Source organism: Streptomyces triticirhizae (genome assembly GCF_003696235.1).
GTDB classification, from domain to species: domain Bacteria; phylum Actinomycetota; class Actinomycetes; order Streptomycetales; family Streptomycetaceae; genus Streptomyces; species Streptomyces triticirhizae.
This window is the reverse complement of record NZ_RFFJ01000028.1, coordinates 1-23,465: the sequence shown is the minus strand read 5'-3', so window position 1 is coordinate 23,465 and position 23,465 is coordinate 1. Positions and strand designations below refer to the sequence as shown.

Here is a 23,465-nt window from a genome sequence, read left to right as displayed (position 1 = left end):
TCACACCCCGGCCAGCAGCTGCTCGGCGTCGAGCGTGGGTTCGCCCCTGCTCCAGTTGCACGGGCACAGCTCGTCGGTCTGGAGCGCGTCGAGGACCCGCAGCACCTCCTGCGGGTTCCGGCCCACCGAGCCGGCGGTGACCATCACGAACTGGATCTCGTTGTCCGGGTCGACCAGGAACACGGCCCGCTGCGCGAAGCCGTCCTCGCCACGCACGCCGCACGCCCGCATCAGCTCGTGCTTGGGGTCGGAGAGCATAGGGAACGGCAGCTCGCGCAGGTCCTCGTGGTTGCGGCGCCAGGCGTGGTGCACGAACTCGGAGTCCCCGGAGACGCCGAGCACCTGGGCGTCCCGCTCGGCGAACTCGCCGTTCAGCCGGCCGAAGGCGGCGATCTCGGTGGGGCAGACGAAGGTGAAGTCCTTCGGCCAGAAGAACACCACGGACCAGCTGCCCTCGCGGTCCTTGTTGGTGAAGGTCGTGAACCGCAGTTCCTCGGACGGGCCGACGACGCCGGTCAGTTCGTAGGTGGGGAACTTGTCACCGATGGTTAGCAAGGTGGCTGCTCCTGATCGTTGAGGGGAGGTTGGAGAGGGAGCGAGCCAACGGTGACATACGCGGTGCTTCTCCTCCTGCCAGGCCATCACGGAAATAACCACTTCGAGTGGTTTTCCCGGGAGTTGGGGGCGTTCCGGCGGCGCGTGGCTGACGCCCCGGCGCCCCGTGGGGGCGAACGGGCGCCGGCTGGCGCGATCGCGGCCGGACCCTGGTCGCGATGTATCGCGACTCGGTAGGCTGGTGGGGTGAACACCGAGAAGCCGCCCTCCGTGTCCCTGGAGAAGCCCGACCACCCCGCGGCGCCGGCCCCGGCCGCCGTGGACGGCTCGCCCGAGCCGCCCGTCCCCGCCCGTGACCCCGGGGCCGTCCGGGCCTCGGACGCCGACCGGGACCGGATAGCCGACATCCTGCGGGAGGCCCTGGCCGAGGGGCGGCTGGAGCCGGACGAGCACGCCGAGCGCCTGGACGCCCTCTACCGTTCCAAGACGGTCGGCGAGTTGGAGCCGTTGATCGGCGACCTGCCGGCCGGGCAGGGCGCCCCGGCGCCCGGGCCCATGGCTGCGCCGGCGCCCGCCCCCGGAGTCCCCGTCGGCGGCCACCGCCACGGCGGCCTGCGGGTGGCCGGCGCGAAGAACGTGGTGGCCGTCTTCAGCGGGGCCACCCGGACGGGCACCTGGCGGGTCGGGGCCAAGGTCAACGCGGTGGCGGTCTTCGGCGGCGTCGAGCTCGACTTCACCGAGGCGCTCTTCGAGCAGCAGCATGTGACGATCAACGCCACGGCCATCTGCGGCGGCCTGGAGATCCGGGTGCCGGAGAACGTGACGCTGCGCAGCGGCGGCTCCGGGATCATGGGCGGCTTCGAGGTGCGCGAGATGGAGGCGTCCGACCCCCGTGCCCCGGTGATCACGGTGCAGGGCGTGGCGATCATGGGCGGCGTCGAGGCGAAGGCGGTGAAGGGCAAGCGGCTGCGGGACCTCAGCGCCGAGTGAGGCGCGGCGTGCGGTTGGCCGGGCGGGGCCCGATGGCGGCCCAACTCGCCAGGCTGCGCGGTCGCGTTGTGCATAAGCGTGCGCACAGCGGGTAGGGCTCGGGGGACCGTCACTCGTATGGCCGAGCATGGTGGGAATGAACCGTGGGGCTCCCACGACGGGTGAGGGTCCAGCCAGGAGCGACCCCCCGTAGCCGTCGTCAGGAGTTGACCGTGCTGCAACCGTCACCGCCACACGAGTCCCCGTGGTCCCCAGCCGGCCCGGCCCAGCCCAGTCACAGAGACCTGGCGGGCCCGTGGCATTCGGAGGCCGCCTGCCGACGCGACGAGGCGGGGCTCTTCTTCGCCCCGTCGCAGGAGCCGACCGCCGCTCGGCTCTCGCGTGAACAGGCAGCCAAGTCGGTGTGCGCCCGCTGTCCTGTGCTCATCGAATGCCGGGAGCACGCCCTGCTCCAACCCGAGCCCTACGGCGTCTGGGGCGGCCTGACCGCCGCCGAGCGCCGTGTGGTGCTGAGCCGTCGTCGCCGCCGGGAGGCCACCTCGGGCGGGCGGCAGGCGGACATCACCCGCATCGCCTGAACCCCACCCACCCCCACGACGCCGAGCGGCCCCCACCCCGAGCGGCGCGGCGACACCCCCACACCCATCTCGGTCGACTCCCGGTCCAACGGGGCGGCGGCACCACACCGGCCATGCCGCCGCCCCACCGAGAGCAGCGCGTGGAGCGGGCCACGCACCCCCGGGGACGAGCCGGCGCGAGAACGCGCTCCCCGCACCACCCCGCGCAACTCCCCGCCCCCCGGCGCGCGTTACGGGCGCGTCGGTGAGCGCCCGTGCCCCGGGCGCGCTGCCACACCACCGCACCCGCGCCCGGGCCCCACAACCGCGCCTTCGCCCTCCGAACGGAACGGTCAGCCGCCGGCCGGGCTGTCGAAGTCGACCGCGCTGTAGGCGCGCAGCTTGGACAGCCGGTGGGTGGAGTCGATCTGCCGAATGGTCCCCGAGCGCGAACGCACCACCAGCGACTGCGTGGTGGCGGTCTCGGCCCGGTAGCGCACTCCGCGCAGGAGTTCCCCGTCGGTCACCCCGGTGGCGACGAAGAACGCGTTCTCGCCGTGCACCAGGTCGTCGGTGTGCAGCACCCGGTCCAGGTCGTGTCCCGCGTCCAGCGCCGCCCGCCGTTCCTCCTCGTCCCTGGGCCAGAGCTTGCCCTGGATGGTGCCGCCCAGGCACTTGATGGCGCAGGCCGCGATGATGCCCTCAGGGGTGCCGCCGACGCCGAGCAGCAGATCGACCCCGGTGCCCTCGCGGACGCTCATGATGGCGCCGGCCACGTCCCCGTCCTGGATGAACTTGATGCGCGCGCCGCTCTCCCGCACCCGGCGCACCAGGTCGCCGTGGCGCGGCCGGTCCAGGATCACCACGGTCACGTCGGCCGGCGAGCCGCCCTTGGCCTTGGCGACCCGGCGCACGTTCACCTCCGGGGGCGCGTCGATGTCCACGAACTCGGCCGCCTCGGGCCCTGTGGCCAGCTTGTTCATGTAGAACACCGCGCTGGGGTCGAACATCGCGCCGCGCTCAGCCACCGCCAGCACGGAGACCGCGTTGCCCATGCCCTTGGCCGTGAGGGTGGTGCCGTCCACCGGGTCGACCGCGACGTCGCACTCAGGGCCGGTGCCGTCGCCGACCCGTTCGCCGTTGTAGAGCATCGGCGCGTGGTCCTTCTCGCCCTCGCCGATGACCACCACGCCGTTCATCGAGACGGTGGAGATCAGGGTGCGCATGGCGCGCACGGCGGCGCCGTCCGCGCCGTTCTTGTCGCCCCGGCCCACCCAGCGGCCCGAGGCCATCGCGCCGGCCTCGGTGACCCGGACCAGCTCCAGGGCCAGGTTGCGGTCGGGGGCCTGCGGGGCGACGTCGAGCGGGGGCGGGAGGTGGTGATCGGTCATCGGAACGCGCCTTTCCGGGCGCGCGGGACGCGCCCGTGCCGGAGGTGAGGGTGCTCCGACTCTAGCCCGAACGGGATCAGATGAGCAGAGTGCACATCTGATGAGCGAGCGAGGGGGCGGCTGTGATCGCCCGGCCCCGGTGGGGGACCATGGCGGGGTGGCGAAGGACGTGGCGAGAACACCGGCGGCGGAGGGCGCGAGCGACATGGCGAACGACGGCGTGACGGAGACGGCGAGCACCTCGGCGGAGCCCGCGCCCGGGACCGGGGCCGCGTCCGGGACCGGGGCCGGCGCCGGGACTCCCGAGGCGGCGACGCCCGAGACCGGTGAGCAGGACGACGAGGCCAGGGCGCGGCGGCTGAAGCGGCTGCGCCTCCAGAGCCTGCGGAACATGGTGCTCTCCACGGCCCTGATCTGCCTGGCCACCTTCGCCGTCTTCCTCCTGACGCCCAACGGCGAGACGGAGAGCCCGGTGCGCACCGTCGAGTACGACGTGGCCTCGGCCACGGCGGCGCGGGCCGCGCCCTACCCGCTGGTGGTGCCCGTCGGCCTTCCCGAGGACTGGCGCGCCACCTCGGTGCGGTACGAGCCGCAGGGGCAGCACGGCGCGACCTGGCGGCTGGGCTTCCTCGACTCGCACGAGGACTATGCCGCGCTGGCCCAGGCGGACGGGGAGCCGGCGGCGTTCGTGCCCTCGGTCACCCAGGACGCCGAGGACACCGGCGCGACCGAGCGGATCGCTGGCCGCGACTGGGCGCTCTGGGAGGGCCCGAAGTACGACGCCCTGGTGCTGACCGAGCCGGGAGTGACCACGGTGGTCATGGGGACCGCGCCGCTGGAGCAACTGGCCAGGCTGGCCGAGTCCCTTGAGGTCAGGGAGACGGCCCAGCCCGAGTGAGCCGGGGCGGTCCGGCGAACCGGGACCGCGCGGCGCCTCAGAGCACCGTGACGGCCTCGTCGGCGGCCAGCCGGGGCGCGCGGGGGCGGTACGCGTTCTCGCCGGGGTGGCCGATGTTGACCAGCACCATCGAGCGCTGCCTGCCGTCGCCGAAGAACTCCTTGTCCACGGCGGCCGCGTCGAAGCCGGACATCGGGCCGGCCGCGAGGCCGGCGGCGCGCACGCCCACCACGAAGTAGCCGATCTGGAGCGCCGCGTTGAGCAGGCCCTGGCGCTCCCTGACCTCCTCGTCCGCGTAGAGCGTGTCCTTCAGCGTCGGAACGGCCGGCATCAGCGTGGGCAGCTTCTCGTGGAAGTCCAGGTCGTAGGAGAGGATCACGGTCAGCGGCGCGCCCGCGATGCTGACCCGGTTCTTCTCCGAGACCAGCGGCAACAGCCGCTCCTTCGCCTCCCGGCCGCGCACCACGGTGATCCGCAGCGGGCTGATGTTGAACGCCGTCGGCGCCATCTTGACCAGGTCGTAGACGGCGGCGACCGTCTCGTCCGACACCGGCTCGTCGGTGAAGACCCGGGCGGTGCGGGCCTCCCGGAAGAGCAGGTCGAGGGCGGCGGAGTCGAGCGCGAAGGACATCGGGCGGCGGCCTTTCCTGGTGGGGGAGTTCGAACGAGGGAGGGCACGGGGCGACGCTGTCCCCTGCGAGGCCGTGGAAACGGGCCCGCAGCTCCTCCCAGGGCCAACCCGCCGGCGGGAGAGGACTATTCCGAACGGCGGGCGTGGCCTGCGCCACCCGCCGCGCCGCCTCAGCCCCGTGCCCCGCCTCCGCCGCCCGCGTCCGGGGACGCGTCGGCGTCGTCGGCCGCGTCCTCCCCGGCCTCCCGCGCCAGGGCCGCGTCCAGCCGGGCCCTGGCGCCCTCCAGCCAGTGCCCGCAGATCCGCGCCAGCTCCTCCCCGCGCTCCCACAGCGCGAGGGACTCCTCCAACGTCACCCCGCCGGCCTCCAACCGCCGGACCACATCGACCAACTCGTCCCGCGCCTGCTCGTAGCCGAGCGTCGTGCCCGCCGCGTCCGGTTCCGTCATGGCCGTCACCCTATGCCCGTCCCGGCGGCCGCCGAACCCGCCGCCCGCTCTCGCACCGTGACCCCGAACGTGCCCTCGGCGACCCGTGCCCGCAGCTCCTCGCCCGGCGCCACCTCCTCCGGCGCCCGCACCGCGGCGCCGTCCGCGCGCTGGAGCACCGCATAGCCACGGCGCAGCGTCGCGGCCGGCGAGAGCGCCACCACCCGCGCCCTGGTGTGCTCCAGATCGGCGCGCGCCGCGTCCAGCCGATGCCCCAGCGTGCGCCGGGAGCGCTCGACCAGCGCCGCCAGCTCCGCCGCGCGCTCCGTCACCATCCGGTGCGGCTCCGCCAGCACCGGCCGCGACCTGACGCCGGCCAGCCCGCTCTCCTCCCGGGCGACCAGCGCCTCGACCGTCCGCCGCGCCCGGTCCCGCAACTCCCTGATCCGCGACGCCTCCTCGCCCACGTCCGGCACGACGCGCTTGGCCGCGTCCGTCGGCGTGGAGGCCCGCACGTCCGCCACCAGGTCCAGCAGCGGCGAGTCCGGCTCGTGCCCGATCGCCGACACCACCGGGGTGCGGCAGTCGGCCACCGCCCGCACCAGCCGCTCGTCGGAGAACGGCAGCAGGTCCTCCACGCTGCCGCCGCCCCGCGCCACGATGATCACCTCGACCGCCTCGTCCGCGTCCAACTCCCGCACGGCGTCCACCACCTGGGCCACCGCCTGCACGCCCTGGACCGCCACGTTCCGCACCGTGAACCGGACGGCCGGCCAGCGGTGCCTGGCGTTCTCCAGGACGTCGCGCTCGGCGGCCGAGGCGCGGCCGGTGACCAGGCCGATCCGGCCCGGCAGGAACGGCAGCGGCCGCTTCCGCGCGGCGGCGAACAGCCCCTCCTCGGTGAGCGCGCGCTTCAGCCGCTCCAGGCGCAGCAGCAGCTCCCCGACGCCCACCGCGCGGATCTCCGAGGCCCGCAGCGACAACTCCCCGCGCGGGGCGTACCACTCGGGCTTGCCCAGCACGACCACGCGGGCGCCCTCGACCGTCACGTCGGCCACCCGGTCGAAGACCGCCCGGAAGCAGGTGACCTTGAGGGAGACGTCACGCGCCGGGTCGCGCAGGGTGAGGAAGACCACCCCGAAGCCCGGCCGGCGGGAGAGCTGGGTGATCTGCCCCTCCACCCACACCGCCCCCAGCCGGTCGATCCAGCCCCCGATGAGCCGGGACACCTCCCCGACCGGGATCGGGGAGTCCGCCGAAGTCCGCGTCGCTGCCATGGAGTCACGCTAACCCCGGCCACTGACAGTCCCTTCCCCCGCCCACCGGCACCCCCGCCGCGCCCGCTCCGCCCTCTACGATGGGCCCATGGCTGAAGACACCGAGCGCCGTCGCGTCCTGCTGGCCGCCCCCCGGGGCTACTGCGCCGGCGTGGACCGCGCCGTCATAGCCGTGGAGCAGGCGCTGGAGCAGTACGGCCCGCCGATCTATGTCCGCCACGAGATCGTGCACAACAAGTACGTCGTCCGCACGCTGGAGAAGAAGGGCGCCATCTTCGTCGAGGAGACCTCCGAGGTCCCCGAGGGCGAGATCGTGATCTTCTCCGCCCACGGCGTCGCCCCCGAGGTGCACCGGGAGGCCGAGCGCGGCCGGCTCGCCACCATCGACGCCACCTGCCCGCTGGTCACCAAGGTCCACAAGGAGGCGGTGCGCTTCGCCAGCCAGGACTACGACATCCTTCTGATCGGTCACGACGGCCACGAGGAGGTCATCGGCACCAGCGGCGAGGCCCCCGACCACATCACCCTGGTCGACGGCCCGGACGATGTGGCGAACGTCGAGGTCAGGGACCCGGAGAAGGTCGTCTGGCTCTCCCAGACCACGCTGTCCGTCGACGAGACCATGGAGACGGTCGGGGCGTTGAAGGAGCGCTTCCCCAACCTGCTCAGCCCGCCGAGCGACGACATCTGCTACGCGACCCAGAACCGGCAGACCGCCATCAAGCAGGTCGCCGCCGAGTCGGACCTGGTGCTGGTGGTCGGCTCGAAGAACTCCTCCAACTCGGCCCGCATGGTCGAGGTCGCCCTCGGCGCCGGGGCGGGCGCCTCCTACCTGGTGGACAACGCCTCGGAGATCGACGAGTCCTGGCTCGCCGGCGTGCGCACCGTGGGGCTCTCCTCGGGCGCCTCGGTGCCCGAGGTGCTGGTGGACGGCGCCCTGGAGTGGCTGGCCGAGCGCGGGTTCGCTGACGTGGAGATCGTTCAGCCGGTCAGCGAGCACATCCAGTTCTCGCTGCCCAAGGAGCTGCGCCGGGACCTGCGCGCCGAGGCCGCCGCCAAGCTGGAGGCCTGAGGCGGGCGCTCAGCGGCTCCGGCGCAGCCGGCGGCGGAGCACCTGAAGTCCCTTGCGGACCACGGCGATCCACACGGCCACCGCCGTGCCGGCGAAGAGCCAGGGGGCGCGGAGTGCCAACTCGGTGACGGTGCTCATCGGCCCGCTCGTGGTGAGCAGCCCCAGGGCGAACGCGATGGGCGCCGCGATCGGGCCGCAGACCAGCTCGGCGGGGCGCACCCAGCCGGCCGCGACGAGGGCGGTCAGCACGAACAGCACCCCGTAGAGCGTGGGTGCCCCGCCGATCACCTCGCAGAACCAGGCGGCGACCACCATGGAGGCGCTCGCCAGCACCCCGCAGCCGAGGCCGGTCAGCCGGGGCCGGGGCAGCCGGCCGAGCGCGTCCAGGAACGGGGCGCGGCGCGCTCCGCCCGCCCTGGCCCTCGCCGAGGCCGGCGTCGCGCCGGCGGGCCTGGGCACCCGCCGGCGCACCACGGCCGGATGTTGCCGAGGGTGCCGAGTTGTGTGCGTGCTGTGTTCCACCGCTCCAACGTAAGCCGCTGCCCTGGCGCTGCCGGGAGGGACACGCTTAACGGTCGATATGACCGCGCCCGGCGGCCGGTCTCCGGCGCGCCCTTAGACTGGTGAGTCGCGTTCACCCTTCACTCGTTCGTCCATCCCCTCCACTCGTTCCGGGAAGTCTCACGTGTCGCTCACGATCGGAATCGTCGGCCTGCCCAACGTCGGCAAGTCCACGCTGTTCAACGCCCTGACCAAGAACGACGTGCTCGCGGCCAACTACCCGTTCGCGACCATCGAGCCCAACATCGGCGTCGTCGGCGTCCCCGACCCCCGGCTGGACAAGCTGGCCGAGCTGTTCTCCTCCCAGCGGGTGCTGCCGGCGACGGTGGACTTCGTCGACATCGCCGGGATCGTGCGCGGCGCCAGCGAGGGCGAGGGGCTCGGCAACAAGTTCCTGCACAACATCCGCGAGTCGGACGCCATCTGCCAGGTCATCCGCGCCTTCAAGGACGAGAACGTGGTCCATGTGGACGGCCGGGTCTCGCCCAAGAGCGACATCGAGACCATCGACACCGAGCTGATCCTCGCCGACCTCCAGACCATCGAGAAGGTCCTGCCCAGGCTCCAGAAGGAGGCCAGGGTCAAGAAGGACAAGCAGCCGACGGTCCGCGCGGTCGAGGAGGCCAAGGCCATCCTGGAGGAGGGCCGCACCCTCTTCTCCGCCGGCATCGCCCAGGGCGGCGAGCGCGCCGAGCCGCTGCGCGAGCTGCACCTGCTGACGGTCAAGCCGTTCCTGTTCGTCTTCAACGTGGACGAGGACGAGTTGACCGACGAGGCGTTCCAGGCCGAACAGCGCGCGTTGGTGGCGCCGGCCGAGGCGATCTTCCTCAACGCCAAGCTGGAGTCCGACCTGGCCGAGCTGGACGAGGAGGAGGCGCTGGAGCTGCTCCAGACCGTGGGCCAGGAGGAGCCCGGCCTGGCCACGCTGGCCCGCGCGGGCTTCGCGACGCTGGGGCTCCAGACCTACCTGACGGCCGGCCCCAAGGAGGCGCGGGCCTGGACCATCAAGCGCGGCGCCACCGCCCCCGAGGCGGCCGGGGTGATCCACACCGACTTCCAGAAGGGCTTCATCAAGGCCGAGGTCATCTCCTTCGACGACCTCGTCGACGCAGGCTCCGTCCAGGAGGCCCGCGCGCGCGGCAAGGCGCGGATGGAGGGCAAGGACTACGTGATGCGCGACGGGGACGTGGTGGAGTTCCGCTTCAACGTGTAGTGGGTGACCTACCGCCACCTCGCTGATCTGGCAAACACGCGGGTCAGAGAGAGCCCGACTCCTCGGAGCCGGGCTCTTGGTCCTTCCCGTGCTGGGACGGTGCTGGGATGGCTGCCCCCTCGTCAGCCGATCAGCGGGTGGATTCAAGCTGAGTGGACGCCGAAGTCAGGCGTCCTTGATCTGTACGCGGTCGCCGCGGAGTTCCGACCAGTCGTCGCGGCCCGAGGTCAGCACGAGGACGGGAGCCGGGGAGCGGAGCGCCATCGCGGCGACGAGGGCGTCGACGGCGTACTTGGCCGTGTGGGCCGCCTCAGTCGGCGGCCGGCGCCTCGGCCGGGCGGCCGCCGTCCTCGCGGTAGATGTCGGGCTCCAGGTAGATCACCCGGGCCAGGGGCTCGGCCGCGCGGATACGGGTCTCCGCTTCGTCGATCGCCCGTGCGACGGAGGCCGCGTCGTCCTCGTGGTTGACGGCGATCTTCGCGGCGACCAGCAGCTCGTCCGGGCCGAGGTGCAGCGTCTTCATGTGGATGACCCGGGTGACGTTCTCGCCGTCCACCGCCGCCTCCCTGATGCGGCTCAGGGAGGCGCGGCCGGCGCCCTCGCCCAGCAGCAGGGACTTGGTCTCGATGGCGAGCACGATCGCGATGACCACCAGCAGCACGCCGATGCACAGGGTGCCCACGCCGTCCCAGACGCCGTCGCCGGTGGCCAGGGCCAGGCCGACGCCGCCCAGCGCCAGCACCAGGCCGACCAGGGCGCCGAGGTCCTCCAGCAGCACGACCGGCAGCTCGGGGGCCTTGGCGGTGCGCACGAACTGCGTCCAGGACTGGCCGGCGCGGACCTCGTTGGACTCCTTGATCGCGGTCCGGAACGAGATGGTCTCGGCGATGATCGCGAAGACCAGCACGCCCACCGGCCAGTACCAGTGTTCGATCTCGTGTGGGTGCCGGATCTTCTCCACGCCCTCGTAGACGGCGAAGAGGCCGCCCACCGAGAACAGCACGATGGCGACGAGGAACGCGTAGATGTAGCGCTCCCTCCCGTAGCCGAAGGGGTGTTCCTCGTCGGCGGCCCGCTTGGCGCGCCGGCCGCCGACCAGGAGCAGGGCCTGGTTGCCCGCGTCGGCGAGGGAGTGCACGCCCTCGGCCAGCATCGAGGACGAACCGCTGAACCCGGCAGCGGTGAACTTGCTGACCGCGATGGCGAAGTTGGCGCACAGCGCCGCGACGATCGCCTTCGTTCCGCCTGACGCGCTCATCTCCCGCGTCCCCTTCCGGATCTCCCCGTTCGGCCGTCCCGACCCCGTCGGTCGGGGGCTCGGCCGTCTACTCGTCGGCACATTCTGTCAGTTGGGGCGGGGCACCCCGGCCGGGGGCGGAGCGACGCACCGGCCCCCGCGCCGAGGGTGTGCGCCGGGGGTGACGCGGGGGCGCCGTGAAGCCCCGGTCATCACTTCGGGTGAAACCTTGGCCGTCCCTTGCGGATGGCAACTTTCTGTTGTCAAGCTGTTGCTGTTTGTCAGCATAAATCGGAAGCACCTGTGGGAGGGGCTCGTGGCATTCGGTGAACAGCCCGCGTATCTCCGAGTCGCGGACGACCTTCGACAGCAGATCGCGGACGGCACCCTGCCGCCGCACACCCGGCTCCCCTCGCAGGCCAGCATTCGCGCCGCGTACGGGGTCTCGGACACGGTGGCCCTGGAGGCACGCAAGGTGCTGATGGCAGAGGGCCTGGTCGAGGGACGTTCCGGCTCCGGCACCTATGTGCGGGAGCGGCCCGTGCCGCGCACCATCACCCGCAGCGGCTATCGCACGTTGAACGACTGCTCCCCGTTCCGGCAGGAGCAGGCCGACGAACGGGTGCGCGGCACCTGGGAGGCGCAGAGCGAGCGGGGGGAGGCCGCGCCCGGCATCGCCGAGCGGCTGGGGATCGAGGCGGGCGATCCCGTGATGTGCACCCGCTACGTCTTCCGGATCGGGACCGAGGCGGCGATGTGCTCCACCTCCTGGGAGCCGCTGCGGATCACCGGCCGCACCCCGGTGATGCTGCCCGAGCAGGGGCCGTTGGCCGGGCGCGGGGTGGTGGAGCGGATGGCGGCGATCGACGTGATCGTGGACAACGTCGCCGAGGAGGTGGAGGCCAGACCCGCGCTGGCGGCGGAGGCCCGGGTGTTGGGCGGGCTGCCGGGCCATCCGGTGCTGGTGGTCCGCCGCACCTACCGGGCTGGCTGCCTGCCGGTGGAGACGGCCGACGTGGTCGTTCCCGCCGACCGGTTCCGCGTGGCCTACCACCTGCCGGTCAGGTAGGGCTGTCGGTCCGGTGGGCCTGCCGGTCCGGCTGGGGCCGGTGCCCCGGGGTGGTGCCAGCGACACCCCCACCCGAAGTCAGGGCCACCCCGGTCCGGTGTCTGCGCCCATCGTTTCCCGCCCCGGCGCTGCCTAGCGTCGTGGGGGACGGCGACAAGGGCCGCCGTCATCCACGGGAGAAGGGCTGGGAGCCATGTACCGAGTGTCGCGGGAGGCGGTGGCCGGGGCGCCGGAGGCGCTGCGGCTGGTCTCCGTCACCAGGGTCTACGGGCGGGACGGGGCGGACGGGACGGCGGTCAGGGCGCTCGACGGGGTGACGCTCTCGCTGCCGTCGGGCAGCTTCACCGCCGTGATGGGCCCCTCGGGCTCCGGCAAGAGCACGCTGTTGCAGTGCGCTGCCGGGCTCGACCGGCCGACCAGCGGGCTGGTCGCGGTCGCCGGCGCCGAGCTGGCCGGCAGCTCCGAGGCGGAGCTGACCCGGCTGCGCCGGCAGCGGATCGGCTTCGTCTTCCAGCAGTTCAACCTGCTGCCCACGCTGACGGTGCTCCAGAACGTGGTGCTGCCGCTGAAGCTGGCCGGCCGGAAGGTCAACCGCGCCCGGGCCGTCAACGTCCTCACCCGGCTCGGCCTCGGCGAGCGGCTGCGCCACCTGCCGGCGCAGCTCTCCGGCGGTCAGCAGCAACGGGTCGCCATCGCCCGGGCGTTGGTGACCGAGCCGGAGGTGATCTTCGCCGACGAGCCGACCGGCGCGCTGGACACCCGCAGCGCCCGCGAGGTGCTGGGGCTGCTGGCCCGGTCGGTGCGCGACTACGGGCGCACCGTGGTGATGGTCACCCACGACCCGGTGGCCGCCTCCTACGCGGACCAGGTGATCTTCCTCGCCGACGGCCGGCTGGCCGGCACCCTGCGGGAGCCGACCGCCGACGCGGTGGCGGAGCGGATGACCAGGCTCGGCGCCTGGGACGCGGCCGAGGGCGCGGACACGCTGGCCGCGAGCGGGGCGGGGGCCTGAGATGTTCCAGCTGACGACGCGTTCCCTGGTGAGGCGGCCGGGCGGTTTCCTGGCGGGGTTCCTCGCGGTCCTCTTCGGCGCGGCCATGGTGATGGCCTTCGGCTCGCTGCTGGACACGGCGGCCCAGCCGGGGGCGCCGGAGAGCAGCGTGGAGACGCTGGAGGTGATGGCCTTCGTGGTCGGTGGCTGGGGGCTGGCGCTGGTGACGTTCGCCGTGGTCTCCACCATGTCGCTGACGGTGCGCCAACGGGCCCGCGAGATGGCCCTGTTGAAGAGCGTGGGCGCCACGCCGAACCAGGTGCGGCGGCTGGTGGTCGGGGAGACCCTGGTGCTGGCGCTGGTCGCGGCCGTGGCGGCGATCCCGGTGGCGATGGCGCTGGGGCGGCTGCTGTTCGCCGCGCTGGAGGAGTCCGGGCAGATCGAGGCGGGCATGTCGCACGCCTTCGGGCCCGTGGCGGTGTCCATGGGGATGGCCAACGCGCTTCTCGCCGCGCTGGTCGGGGCGTTGGTCACGGCGCGCCGGGCGACCGCGACGCACGCGGTCGAGGCCCTGGCCGACGCCTCGGGCGCTGGCGGGGGCGGCCCGCTGATGGGCCGGGGCCGCTGGCTGATGACGCTGCTGGCGCTGGTGGCGACCGCCGCCTCGGTCACGGTCACCCTGACCGTGCTCGACGGCGAGGGGGTGGACGTGATCAACGGGGCGGGGCCCGGCGTGGTGGCCGCGTCGATCCTGCTGGCGCTGCTGTCGCCGGTGCTGCTGCGGGGCCTCACGGCCGTGCTCGGCGGGCCGCTGCGGCTGCTGTGCGGGGTGAGCGGCGAGCTAGCGGTGCGCAACGTGCGGCATCGCACCGGGGAGTTGGCGCGCGCCGTGGCCCCGGTGACGGTCTTCACGGGGACGGCGGCCGGCACCCTCTCGTTGCAGCGGGTGGAGAACCTCCAACTCCGCGCCGAGGGCGCGGCGATCCTGGAGGACAGCCGGACCATGGAGACGATGAACTACGTGGTGGTCGGCGTCATCGCGGCCTTCTGCTGCATCATGCTGGTCAACACCCTGGTCTCGGCCACCGCCTTCCGCCGCCGCGAGTTCGGCCAGCAGCGGCTGGCGGGGGCCACGCCCCGGCAGGTGTTCGCCGCCGTGGGCGTGGAGGGGCTGCTGGTCGCCGGCACCGGGATCGTCTCGGGGCTGCTGGCCTCGGTGCTCCTGCTGCTGCCGTTCGGGCAGGCCAGGGCGGGCGCCTGGCTCCCCGACGACGGCGCGGTCTGGGCGATCCACGGCGCGGTGGCCTCGGCGGCGCTGCTGGTGACGCTGGCCGCCTGCGTCGGCACGGCGTGGCGGGTGGTGCGCCGTTCCTCCGCCGTCGACGCGGTGCTGGCCGCCTGAGCGCCGCGCGCGGTGAAGGCTCAGGGGCCGGTGGTCAGTTCGAACCAGACGGTCTTCCCGGCCGGCCCGCGCCTGGTGCCCCAGCGGCGGGCCTCCCGGGAGACCATCGACAGGCCACGGCCACCCTCGTCCTCGGGGGTGGCCGTTCGCTCGCGCGGCGGGTCGAGCACCGGGTCGGTGACCTCGACCAGCAGCGTCGAGCCGCGCACCACCCGCAGCTCGACGGGGCCGCGCGCGTGCCGGACCGCGTTGGTGACCACCTCGCTGACCAGCAACTCGGCCTGTTCGGCCAGCCCTTCGAGGCCCCAGCCGCGCAGCGTGGCCACGACCAGGGCGCGCGCCTCGCGGACCACCCGGCGCTCGGCGGGGAACGTCCAGGAGGCCACCCGGTCGGCCGGCAGCCCGCCGAGCCGGGCGATCAGCAGGGCCACGTCGTCGGAGTCGTGGTCCTTGACGTTGGGGCGCAGCGCCCCGATCAGGTGGTCGCAGACCAGGCCGAGCGGCACGTCGGAGCCGCCGATCCGCTCCAGCAGGGTGCAGAGCCGGTCCAGCCCCACGCTCAGGTCCTCGTCCCTGGTCTCGATGAGGCCGTCGGTGTAGAGCACCAGCAGGGTGTCCTCCGGGAGTTCGACGCGGCGTTCCTCGAAGGACGTGCCGCTCACCCCGAGCGGCATCCCCGACGGCAGGTCCAGCGGCCGCGCCCGCCAACCGTCGCTCTCCTCCTCCCTGGTGACCAGGACCGGAGGCAGGTGGCCCGCCTTGGCGACGGTGCAGATCCGGGTCGCCGGGTCGTAGACGGCGTAGGCGCAGGTGGCCATCATCGGGTCGTCGGGGTGCTGGGCGATGTCCTCGCCGAGGTCGTTGATCCGGCGCAGCAGCTCCGAGGGCGCCAGGTCGAGGGTGGCCAGGGTGCGCACCGCCGTGCGCAGCTGGCCCATGGTGGCGGCGGCCCGCAGCCCGTGGCCGGTGACGTCGCCGATCACGAACGCCATCCGGCCGCCGGCCAGCGGGATCACTTCGAACCAGTCGCCGCCGATCTCCGCCCCGCTGGCGCTGGGCACATAGCGGTGGCTGACGGTGACGCCGGGCAGTTCGGGCAGCCACTGGGGGAGCAGGCTGCGTTGCAGCATCAGCGCGCCCTCGCGCTCGCGCGCGTAGAGGCGGGCGTTGTCCAGCGAGATGGCGGCGCGGGCCGCGACCTCGGTGGCCAGCGCCAGGTCCTCCCGGTCGAACGGGGTCCTGTGCCCGGCGCGGCTGATCAGCAGCAGGCCCAGCGTCGTTCCCCTGGCGCGCAGCGGGAGGGTGAGCATGGAGCGGATGTCCAGGCCGACGACGGACTCGACCATCGCCGAGTCGTCGGGCAGCCCCTCGATCAACGCGCTCTGTTCCTCCGCGAGATGGGGGGTGCCCCGGGCGAGGACCGAGGCGAGGACGGGGGTCGGCGGGAACGCGTCGGAGTAGCCGACGCCCAGCAGCCGGTCGATGTCCTCGGTGTGCCGCTTGGCGGCGACGCCCAGCTGCACCAGCTCGGCCTCGCCGAGGGACTCGGCGGGGGCCGGGTCGCCGCCGGCGGCGAGGCCGGCGAGCAGTTGGACGCTGGAGAAGTCGCCGAAGCGCGGCACCAGTTGCTGGGCGAGGGTCTCCGAGATCCGGCGGACGTCCAGCAGGTCGCCCAGGGAGTTGCCGACGTCGTTGAGGAGGGCCAGGCGCTGGCGGGCGCGTTCGATCTTGGCCAGCGCCTCGCGCCGCTCGCTGATGTCCATCACCGTGCAGCTGACGCCGAGCGGCCGGCCGTCCCTGCCCAGCAGCCGGCCGAGCGAGAGGGACTGGGCGCCCTCGCCGTCGGGCGACGAGGTGACCAGGTCGATCACCGGCTGGCCGGTGTCGAGGACGCCCTGCTGGAGCCGGTGGATCTCCTGGGCGGTGGGCGAGGGCAGCACGTCGAGCACGGTCTGGCCGGTCAGCTCGCGGTCGCCCACGGCGTGCAGGTCACGCAGCGCGTCGTTGACCCGGACATAGCGCAGCGAGGTGTCGAAGATGGCGATGCCGAGCGGCGAGGCGGTGAAGAGCCCGTCGAGGGCGGCCAGGTTCTGCTCGACCTGGAGCATTCCGCCGACCTCGACGAGAATGGCCAGAATGAGGGGGTTTCCGTCCGCGTCCCGCAGCGGGCGCGCCCGGCACTCCATCGGGACCGGCGTGCCGTCCTCGTGCCACATCCGCAGTACCCCGCGCCAGCCGCCGTCGGCCAGCACCGAACGGTAGGAGAGGGGCGGGGCGCCGCCGCCTTCGGTGGCCACGAGTTCGGCCAGCCGGGTGCCGACGGCACGCTCCTGGGGGCGTCCCAGGATCTCGCTGAGCGTCGGGCTCCAGAGCACCACCCGGTCCGCGTCGTCCAGTATCAGGAAGCCGAGGCGGAGGACGTCCAGCAACGAACGCTGGCCGCCGCCGCCCGGGTGCTCGCCGGACAGGCCGCCAGGGTGGGAAGGTTCTGTGCGCACGCTCCACGTCCCCCGTCGGGTGCCTTCACCGGCCGGGTCCGGCGAAGCAGGGCTGAATGTCCCTTATACCCGATTGTGCCCGGGGTCAGCGGCGCCCGCGCCCTCCGGCCTCCACCCGCTCCACGAGGTAGTCGACGTCGAGGTGGGCGGGCGGCGAGGCGGCGGCGCCGGCGCGTAGCCTCTCGACCAGTCGCTGGGCCTCGGACCTGGTGGCGCACCGACCTATTCGGTAGCGGCTGCCGTTCTTCTCCTGACGGATCACCTGCCACGGGTGCAGATTGCTGCCGTTCATCACTCACCCCACCTCCGCATATGCCCAGACCTTACGCCAGCGCCTTACCCAGCGCACACGGTTCAGGCCACAGCGTTGGTGGTATGCGCCGGCGCACGCGTCGTGCTCCCCCCGTGCGCCGTTTCGGTGAGCGTGTTCCGGCGTTCTCGGAACGTGCCCCGGATCTCCCCCGGACGTGCCTCGGCCGGCCCGCCCGGCCGCGCGGTCAGTCGCCGCGCCGCCGGCGGCGAATCCGGGAGCCCAGCCAGACCAGCGGGTCGTACTTGCGGTCCGCCGCCCGTTCCTTGAGCGGGATCAGGGCGTTGTCCGTGATCCTGATCGACTCGGGGCACACCTCGGTGCAGCACCTGGTGATGTTGCAGAAGCCGAGCCCGTGCTCCTCCTGTGCGCCGCGCGCACGGTCAAGGCCCCGCTCGCCCGCCGCGTCCAGCGGGTGCATGTCCAGCTCGGCCGCCCGCATCAGGAAGCGCGGCCCGGCGAACGCCTCCTTGTTCTCCTCGTGGTCGCGCACCACATGGCACACGTCCTGGCACAGGAAGCACTCGATGCACTTGCGGAACTCCTGGGAACGGGCCACGTCCTCCTGGCTCATCCGGTACTCGCCCGGCGCGAGGTCGGGCGGCGGCACGAAGGCCGGGATCTCCCGCGCCTTCGTGTAGTTGAAGCTCACATCGGTCACCAGGTCCCTGATCACCGGGAACGTGCGCATCGGGGTCACCGTCAGCACCTCGTCGGGCGCGAAGAGCGACATCCGGGTCATGCAGAGCAGCCGGGGCCGCCCGTTGACCTCGGCCGAGCAGGAGCCGCACTTGCCGGCCTTGCAGTTCCAGCGCACCGCCAGGTCGGGCGCCTGGGTCGCCTGCACCCGGTGGATCAGGTCGAGCACCACCTCGCCCTCGTGGGCGTCCACCGTGAAGTCGGCCAGCCCGCCGGTGGCCCCGTCCCCGCGCCAGATCCGCAGCCTGGCCCGCCGGGGCGCGGCCTGGGCATCCGTTCCGGTCTCGTCGCTCGCTCGTTCGCTCACCGCTCCGTCAGCTCCTCGTCGGTCAGGTACTTGGCCAGCTCGTCGCGCTCGAAGAGGCCGAGCAGATCGGCCCTGATGGGCGGCAGGTCGCGGCGGCTGAGCCGGACGCCGGCCGCCGGGTCGGGCAGCTCGCACAGGAGGTTCACCCGGCGCCAGGCCGGGTCCATCGCCGGGTGGTCGTTCCTGGTGTGGCCGCCGCGCGACTCGGTGCGCTCCCGGGCCGCCAGCGCGACACACTCGCTGACCAGCAGCATGTTCCGCAGGTCGAGCGCCAGGTGCCAGCCCGGGTTGTACTGCCGGTGCCCCTCGACGGAGGCCCGTTCGGCGCGGGCCCGCAGCCCGGCCAGCCGCCGGAGCGCCTCGGCCATCTCGGCGTCCCGCCGGATGATGCCGACCAGGTCGTTCATCGTCTGCTGGAGTTCGGTGTGGATCGTGTACGGGTTCTCCGGCGGGCCGCCGTCCTCGGCCGGCTCCGCCGCGTCGAACGGCGCCAACGCCTCGGCCGCCGCCGCCTCCAGCTGCTCCGCCCCCGCGCGGGCGACGCGCCGGCGCCAGCCCGCCGGCGTGCAGCGCGGCGTGCAGGCCGGCGCGGCGACCGAAGACCAGCAGGTCGGAGAGCGAGTTGCCACCGAGCCGGTTGGAGCCGTGCATCCCGCCGGCCACCTCGCCGGCGGCGAAGAGCCCCGGCACCCCGGTCGCCGCCGTGGTGTCCGGGTCCACGTCCACGCCGCCCATCACGTAGTGGCAGGTGGGCCCGACCTCCATCGGCTCCCTGGTGATGTCCACGTCGGCCAGCTGCTTGAACTGGTGGTGCATGGACGGCAGTCGGCGGATGATCTCGGCGGCCGGCAGCCGGCTGGCCACGTCCAGGAAGACCCCGCCGTGCGGGCTGCCGCGCCCCGCCTTCACCTCGGCGTTGATCGCCCGGGCCACCTCGTCGCGCGGCAGTAGCTCGGGCGGGCGACGGTTGTGCTCCGGGTCCTCGTACCAGCGGTCCGCCTCGGCCTCGTCCCTGGCGTACTGCGCGCGGAACACGTCCGGGATGTAGTCGAACATGAACCGCCGGCCCGCCTTGTCGCGCAGCACCCCGCCGTCGCCCCGCACCGACTCGGTGACCAGGATGCCCTTCACCGACGGCGGCCAGACCATGCCCGTCGGGTGGAACTGCACGAACTCCATGTTCACCAGCGGCGCCCCCGCCAGCAGCGCCAGCGCGTGCCCGTCCCCGGTGTACTCCCAGGAGTTGGAGGTCACCTTGAACGACTTGCCGATCCCGCCGGTCGCCAGCACCACGGCCGGCGCGTCCAGCACGAAGAACGCCCCCGACTCCCGCTCGTAGCCGAAGACCCCGGCCACCCGCCCGCCCGGGGCGCCGCCCTCGGTGAGCACCCGGGTCACCGTGCACTCCTGGAAGACCTTCAGCCGCGCCTCGTGGTCCCCGCTCTCCCGGAAGTCCTCCTGCTGGAGCGCGACGATCCGCTGCTGGAGCGTGCGGATCAACTCAAGCCCCGTGCGGTCGCCGACGTGGGCGAGCCTGGGGTACTCGTGGCCGCCGAAGTTCCGCTGCGAGATCCGGCCGTCGCCGGTGCGGTCGAAGAGCGCGCCCCAGGTCTCCAACTCCCAGACCCGGTCGGGCGCTTCGCGGGCGTGCAGCTCGGCCATCCGCCAGTGGTTGAGGAACTTGCCGCCGCGCAGGGTGTCCCTGAAGTGCGTCCGCCAGTCGTCGCTCTCGTTGACGTTGCCCATGCTGGCCGCGATGCCGCCCTCGGCCATCACGGTGTGCGCCTTGCCGAAGAGGGACTTGCAGACCACCGCCGTGCGCAGCCCCTGCTCCCTGGCCTCGATCGCGGCCCGCAGCCCGGCACCCCCGGCGCCGACCACCACCACGTCCCACGCCTGCCGTGCCACGGTGCTCACTGCGGTCACTCCTTGCTCGTCGGTGGACATGTCTGGTCACGCAACGGTCAGTTCCGCGCCGCCTCAGAAGAGTTGAGGGTCGGAGAAGACATCCGTGGCCAGGAGGTAGACATAGAGGTCGCAGAGCGCCAGGCTCGCCAACGAGGCCCAGGCCAGCGCCATGTGGTGGCCGGTCAGCCGGCTGATCCAGGTCCACAGCCGGTAGCGCACCGGATGCCGGGAGAAGCTCCGCAGCCTGCCCCCCATGACGTGTCGGCACGAGTGACAGGAGAGCGTGTAGGCCCACACCAGAACGATGTTGACGAGGAACAGCAGGGTGCCGACGCCCATGTGCCCCCAGGCGTACTCCTCGTTCCGGAAGCCGAGCACCGTGTCGTAGGTGAGCACGCCCGCGATCAGCGCCGAGGCGTAGAAGAAGTAGCGGTGCGCGTTGTTGAGGACCAACGGGAAACGGCGCTCGCCCGAGTAGGAGCGGTGCGGCTCGGCGACCGCGCAGGCCGGCGGCGAGGCCCAGAAGGAACGGTAGTAGGCCTTGCGGTAGTAGTAGCAGGTGAGCCGGAAGCCCAGCGGGAAGACCAGGATCACCAGCGCGGGGGAGAACGGCCACCACTCGCCCACCAGCGCGACGTTGGGCCCGCCGCGCATCGGCTCGCACGCCTCGGCCAGGCAGGGCGAGTAGAAGGGCGAGACATAGGGCGCCGCGTAGTAGTCGGCCTGCGAGAAGGCGCGCCAGCTCGCGTAGGCGATGAACGTCAGCAGCGCCAGCACGGTCACCGTGGGCGCCAGCCACCAGCGGTCGGTGCGCAGATGGCGGGCTTGGATGGCGGCCCGGCTCGGCGGGGCGTTCGGTGCGGTTTCGGTTGCCACGGATTGCTCCCGATGCTCGTCGGGGTCGTACGGGCTGGACGGTGCTGGGCGGTGCTCGCCGGGGGTGCGCGGGCCGGTGGTGCGCTCCCGGCGCGCGTCCCGGGGCGCGCGCCGCTCGGGTGTGGGGGCGCCGCCCGAGGGCTCAGGGGCGGTGCGGGCCGTGCCGGGCGCCGAGGCCCTCGTCGTCGGCGTCCTTCCAGAGGCGCCGGTCGTAGGGCGCCTCGGGGATCGCGATCGGCTCATCCGCGCTGGGCGCGGCGGGCGGCCGGGCGCCGCCGACCGCTGCCAGCAGGGCCAGCCCCTCCCGCAGGTGCTCGGCGTCGGCGCGCAGCCGCCGGGTCTCAAGGCCCGGCCCGAACTCCCGCTCCAGACGGCCGATATGGACGGCCAGCTGGTCGACACAGCGTTGCGCGGCTCGCAGTTCCTCTTCGTGCAGGCTCACGTGCCACCTCCATTGGTGGTGGATCGCCGAAGACGAGTGTGAACCGTGTCACAGCCGCTTGGGAAGGGGTCGTCATCGGCCGGCTCGGTGAGCGGCCTGGGCCGGGCGAGTGGTCCTGGGCGGGCACGGCGCCGTGTCGGCCGAGCGCGCGGGCGGCGTTCCCGTTCAGTGATGGATACGTGTGATGAACGGTTAAGCGGACTGCGCCCGGTGGGCCGGAGGTACAAGCGATGGCAGGCGTCCCAGCGAGAAGCGAGCAACCGGCGGCCACCAGCCGCCCGGCCCGGCGGCCGACGCGCGCCCGATGGACGGCCGCGCTCACCGTCGGCCTGCTGCTGACCCCGCTGCTCGCGGGCTGCGGCGGCGACGGGGACGGCGACCGGTCCGTCCTCGACGACGCCGCCCAGTCCCTGGCCACCGCCGAGCGCGCGGGGCTGCGCGAGGGCGGCCGAGCCACCTGGGCCGTGGACGCGCTCCCGGCCACCCTCAACGCCTACCACTTCGAGTCCGACGAGGTCACCGAGCGGATCGCCGCCGCGACCCTGCCGATGCTCCACACCCTCGACGGCCGGGGGCGGCCCCAACCCAACCGGGACTACCTCCGCTCGGCCGAGGTCACCGCCACCGAGCCGCGCCAGCGGGTGGTCTACACACTGAACCCCGAGGCCACCTGGAGCGACGGCAGGCCGCTGGACGTCGAGGACTTCGTCGCCCAGTGGAAGGCCCTGCGCGGCGAGGACAGGTCCTACTGGTCGGCCAGCGCCCAGGGCTACGACCGGATCGAGAAGATCGCGGAGGGCCCGGAGAAACACCAGGTGGAGGTCACCTTCACCCGCCCGACCGCGGAGTGGCGGGCGCTCTTCAGTCCGCTCTACCCGGCCGAGGTGACCGGCGAGCCCGAGGTCTTCAACGAGGGCTCCCGCAGCGAACTCCCGCTGTTCGCCGGGCCCTTCCAGGTCCAGTCGATCGACCAGAAGGAACGGTCGGTCGTCCTGGCGCGAAACGAGCGCTGGTGGGGCGACCCCGCGCTCCTCGACGAGCTGGTCCTCACGGCCGTCGAACGCGGGGAGCGCGACGCCGCGCTCCGGGACGGCTCCGTCGACATCGCGGAGGTCTCCCCGTCCGAGGCCGCCCGCATCGACGCGGCCCACACGGAGCGGGCGGACGGCGAGGGCGGGGCCGACGACGGCGAGTCGGCCGACGACGGGAAGGGCGAGGGGCTCGGGGAGGGCGAGCTGAGCCCACCCTCGGGGCCCTCCGGTCCCTCGCCGGCCCTGGACGCGCTCCACGAGATGGCCGTCGCCCGGCTCCACCGGACCCCCGAGAGCGAGGCGGCCGACAAGCGCTACGCGGAGGCGGTGGTCAGGGCGGACGAGACGCGGGAACGCACCTTCGCCACCCGCGAGGAGGCCCTGAGGGAACAGCTTCGCGACTTCACCGTGCACCGTGCCTACCACCCGAGCTACACCCAACTCACCCTCAACGGAAGCTCCGAGCTGCTGGAGGACGAACAGGTGCGCTGGGCCATCGCCCGGGCCCTGGACCGCGAGAAACTCGCCCGCGAGGTGCACGGCCCGGCGGGGCTGCCGACGGCTCCGCTCGGCAGCCACCTGCGGGTGGTGGGGCAGCACGAGTACGAGGACACCAGCGAGGCGGCCGGGGAACCCGGGGCGCCGCGCTCAACGGAGCTGCTGGAGAAGGTCGGTTGGCGCCTGACGGCGGACGGGGACCCGACCGCCGACGACAAGGCGGCCCGCGACGGGCAGCCCACCCACCGCCCCCTGAGCCTCCGGCTCCCCACCGCCCAACAACGCGCGGGCCTGCTCACCCAGGCCGCGAACACGCTGGCGGCCCCGCCTGACGGCGAGGCCGCCGAGGCCGCCTCCGGCGGGGCAGGGGAGGCCGGGGGCGCGGGGGACGCCTCCGGCGGAGAGTCGGATGAGACGGCGGGCGCCTCCGGTGAGGGGAACGAGGGCGCCGAGGGCGCGTCGGAAGGCGGCGACGGCGCCGACGCCGAGCGGGCCGACGACGCCAACGGCGCGAGCGCCAGCGGGAGTTCGGCCTCCGCCGGCGCGGCCGACAGCCCGGCCGCATGGCGGCCGGCCGCCGAGGAGACGAGGGTGACCCCCCTTGGCGCGGCGGCCGGCGCGGTG

Annotated in this window: 21 protein-coding genes and 2 pseudogenes; 9 read left to right on the top strand and 14 right to left on the bottom strand. The window is 73.4% G+C overall.

Annotated elements, in window-relative coordinates; genetic code table 11:
* Entirely contained in the window at positions 1-555 is a 555-nt protein-coding gene (locus tag EBN88_RS07995; RefSeq protein WP_122183094.1) for a peroxiredoxin, read from the bottom strand.
* Positions 556-825: 270 nt separating this feature from the next.
* Between EBN88_RS07995 and EBN88_RS07990 the strand changes: the two genes are divergently transcribed.
* Together EBN88_RS07990 and EBN88_RS07985 are read left to right on the top strand one after the other, a co-directional pair.
* Entirely contained in the window at positions 826-1,545 is a 720-nt protein-coding gene (locus EBN88_RS07990) for a DUF1707 SHOCT-like domain-containing protein (protein ID WP_122183109.1), read from the top strand.
* A 212-nt stretch (positions 1,546-1,757) separates the two neighbouring features.
* Positions 1,758-2,123 (top strand): WhiB family transcriptional regulator, encoded by a 366-nt coding sequence (locus EBN88_RS07985; RefSeq protein WP_122183093.1) that lies wholly within the window; start codon positions 1,758-1,760, stop codon positions 2,121-2,123.
* A 332-nt stretch (positions 2,124-2,455) separates the two neighbouring features.
* Here EBN88_RS07985 and glpX read toward each other — a convergent pair whose 3' ends face one another.
* A complete protein-coding gene (gene glpX / locus EBN88_RS07980; RefSeq protein WP_122183092.1) occupies positions 2,456-3,493 on the bottom strand; it encodes a class II fructose-bisphosphatase in 1,038 nt (345 codons plus the stop codon).
* Positions 3,494-3,650: 157 nt separating this feature from the next.
* Between glpX and EBN88_RS07975 the strand changes: the two genes are divergently transcribed.
* Positions 3,651-4,391, top strand: a complete 741-nt coding sequence (locus tag EBN88_RS07975) for a DUF4245 domain-containing protein (protein WP_147472677.1) — start codon at positions 3,651-3,653, stop codon at positions 4,389-4,391.
* A gap of 37 nt (positions 4,392-4,428) precedes the next feature.
* Here the strand turns inward: EBN88_RS07975 and EBN88_RS07970 are convergent, their stop codons facing one another.
* The 3 genes from EBN88_RS07970 to xseA form a co-directional block, all read right to left on the bottom strand.
* Entirely contained in the window at positions 4,429-5,022 is a 594-nt protein-coding gene (locus EBN88_RS07970) for a malonic semialdehyde reductase (RefSeq protein ID WP_122183090.1), read from the bottom strand.
* 170 nt (positions 5,023-5,192) lie between these two features.
* Complete coding sequence (locus tag EBN88_RS07965; RefSeq protein WP_122183089.1) at positions 5,193-5,471, bottom strand: exodeoxyribonuclease VII small subunit; 279 nt, start codon at positions 5,469-5,471, stop codon at positions 5,193-5,195.
* Positions 5,472-5,476: 5 nt separating this feature from the next.
* Positions 5,477-6,727 (bottom strand): exodeoxyribonuclease VII large subunit, encoded by a 1,251-nt coding sequence (xseA, locus tag EBN88_RS07960; RefSeq protein WP_122183088.1) that lies wholly within the window; start codon positions 6,725-6,727, stop codon positions 5,477-5,479.
* 88 nt (positions 6,728-6,815) lie between these two features.
* Here xseA and EBN88_RS07955 point away from each other — a divergent pair, with 88 nt between their 5' ends.
* Positions 6,816-7,799, top strand: coding sequence for a 4-hydroxy-3-methylbut-2-enyl diphosphate reductase (locus tag EBN88_RS07955; RefSeq protein ID WP_122183087.1), 984 nt, complete (start codon positions 6,816-6,818; stop codon positions 7,797-7,799).
* A gap of 9 nt (positions 7,800-7,808) precedes the next feature.
* Here the strand turns inward: EBN88_RS07955 and EBN88_RS07950 are convergent, their stop codons facing one another.
* Entirely contained in the window at positions 7,809-8,273 is a 465-nt protein-coding gene (locus EBN88_RS07950) for a DUF6542 domain-containing protein (protein WP_147472676.1), read from the bottom strand.
* Positions 8,274-8,484: 211 nt separating this feature from the next.
* Between EBN88_RS07950 and ychF the strand changes: the two genes are divergently transcribed.
* Positions 8,485-9,573 (top strand): redox-regulated ATPase YchF, encoded by a 1,089-nt coding sequence (ychF, locus tag EBN88_RS07945; RefSeq protein ID WP_122183085.1) that lies wholly within the window; start codon positions 8,485-8,487, stop codon positions 9,571-9,573.
* Between the two features lie 165 nt (positions 9,574-9,738).
* On the opposite strand, the pseudogene EBN88_RS32665 reads toward ychF, so the two are convergent.
* Positions 9,739-9,876 (bottom strand): annotated as a pseudogene (locus tag EBN88_RS32665) (DNA-binding protein); the annotation flags it as partial.
* Between the two features lie 7 nt (positions 9,877-9,883).
* Entirely contained in the window at positions 9,884-10,831 is a 948-nt protein-coding gene (locus EBN88_RS07935; protein WP_233580523.1) for a cation diffusion facilitator family transporter, read from the bottom strand.
* Positions 10,832-11,126: 295 nt separating this feature from the next.
* Here EBN88_RS07935 and EBN88_RS07930 point away from each other — a divergent pair, with 295 nt between their 5' ends.
* From EBN88_RS07930 to EBN88_RS07920, 3 genes are all read left to right on the top strand, one after another.
* On the top strand, positions 11,127-11,879 hold the full coding sequence (locus EBN88_RS07930) for a GntR family transcriptional regulator (protein ID WP_122183084.1): 753 nt from the start codon (positions 11,127-11,129) through the stop codon (positions 11,877-11,879).
* Positions 11,880-12,072: 193 nt separating this feature from the next.
* A complete protein-coding gene (locus EBN88_RS07925; RefSeq protein WP_122183083.1) occupies positions 12,073-12,891 on the top strand; it encodes an ABC transporter ATP-binding protein in 819 nt (272 codons plus the stop codon).
* Between the two features lies 1 nt (position 12,892).
* Entirely contained in the window at positions 12,893-14,272 is a 1,380-nt protein-coding gene (locus EBN88_RS07920; RefSeq protein WP_122183082.1) for an FtsX-like permease family protein, read from the top strand.
* A 20-nt stretch (positions 14,273-14,292) separates the two neighbouring features.
* On the opposite strand, the gene EBN88_RS07915 is transcribed toward EBN88_RS07920, so the two are convergent.
* The 6 genes and pseudogenes from EBN88_RS07915 to EBN88_RS07890 form a co-directional block, all read right to left on the bottom strand.
* Entirely contained in the window at positions 14,293-16,770 is a 2,478-nt protein-coding gene (locus tag EBN88_RS07915) for a SpoIIE family protein phosphatase (protein ID WP_233580522.1), read from the bottom strand.
* An 85-nt stretch (positions 16,771-16,855) separates the two neighbouring features.
* Positions 16,856-17,062 carry an SPOR domain-containing protein gene (locus EBN88_RS31685; RefSeq protein ID WP_233580521.1) on the bottom strand — a complete coding sequence of 69 codons (207 nt, stop codon included), beginning with the start codon at positions 17,060-17,062 and terminating at the stop codon, positions 16,856-16,858.
* Between the two features lie 205 nt (positions 17,063-17,267).
* Positions 17,268-18,086 (bottom strand): succinate dehydrogenase/fumarate reductase iron-sulfur subunit, encoded by an 819-nt coding sequence (locus tag EBN88_RS07905; protein ID WP_122183081.1) that lies wholly within the window; start codon positions 18,084-18,086, stop codon positions 17,268-17,270.
* Positions 18,083-20,003, bottom strand: a pseudogene (locus EBN88_RS07900) (fumarate reductase/succinate dehydrogenase flavoprotein subunit). Before EBN88_RS07900 ends, EBN88_RS07905 begins: the two are co-directional and overlap by 4 nt.
* A gap of 63 nt (positions 20,004-20,066) precedes the next feature.
* Positions 20,067-20,870 (bottom strand): hypothetical protein, encoded by an 804-nt coding sequence (locus EBN88_RS07895; protein ID WP_122183080.1) that lies wholly within the window; start codon positions 20,868-20,870, stop codon positions 20,067-20,069.
* A 142-nt stretch (positions 20,871-21,012) separates the two neighbouring features.
* Positions 21,013-21,312: a hypothetical protein gene (locus tag EBN88_RS07890; RefSeq protein ID WP_122183079.1), complete on the bottom strand. Its 300-nt coding sequence runs from the start codon at positions 21,310-21,312 to the stop codon at positions 21,013-21,015.
* 230 nt (positions 21,313-21,542) lie between these two features.
* Between EBN88_RS07890 and EBN88_RS07885 the strand changes: the two genes are divergently transcribed.
* Positions 21,543-23,465 (top strand): ABC transporter substrate-binding protein (locus EBN88_RS07885; RefSeq protein WP_122183078.1); only part of this gene is annotated, 1,923 nt, incomplete at its 3' end.

What these genes read in the sequence shown, in the direction of transcription:
- EBN88_RS07965 (WP_122183089.1), bottom strand. Translation starts at nt 5,471, where the DNA reads ATGACGGAACCGGACGCGGCGGGCACGACGCTCGGCTACGAGCAGGCG.
- glpX (WP_122183092.1), bottom strand. Translation starts at nt 3,493, where the DNA reads ATGACCGATCACCACCTCCCGCCCCCGCTCGACGTCGCCCCGCAGGCC.
- xseA (WP_122183088.1), bottom strand. Translation starts at nt 6,727, where the DNA reads ATGGCAGCGACGCGGACTTCGGCGGACTCCCCGATCCCGGTCGGGGAG.
- EBN88_RS07970 (WP_122183090.1), bottom strand. Translation starts at nt 5,022, where the DNA reads ATGTCCTTCGCGCTCGACTCCGCCGCCCTCGACCTGCTCTTCCGGGAG.
- EBN88_RS31685 (WP_233580521.1), bottom strand. Translation starts at nt 17,062, where the DNA reads ATGAACGGCAGCAATCTGCACCCGTGGCAGGTGATCCGTCAGGAGAAG.
- EBN88_RS07955 (WP_122183087.1), top strand. Translation starts at nt 6,816, where the DNA reads ATGGCTGAAGACACCGAGCGCCGTCGCGTCCTGCTGGCCGCCCCCCGG.
- EBN88_RS07920 (WP_122183082.1), top strand. Translation starts at nt 12,893, where the DNA reads ATGTTCCAGCTGACGACGCGTTCCCTGGTGAGGCGGCCGGGCGGTTTC.
- EBN88_RS07925 (WP_122183083.1), top strand. Translation starts at nt 12,073, where the DNA reads ATGTACCGAGTGTCGCGGGAGGCGGTGGCCGGGGCGCCGGAGGCGCTG.
- EBN88_RS07935 (WP_233580523.1), bottom strand. Translation starts at nt 10,831, where the DNA reads ATGAGCGCGTCAGGCGGAACGAAGGCGATCGTCGCGGCGCTGTGCGCC.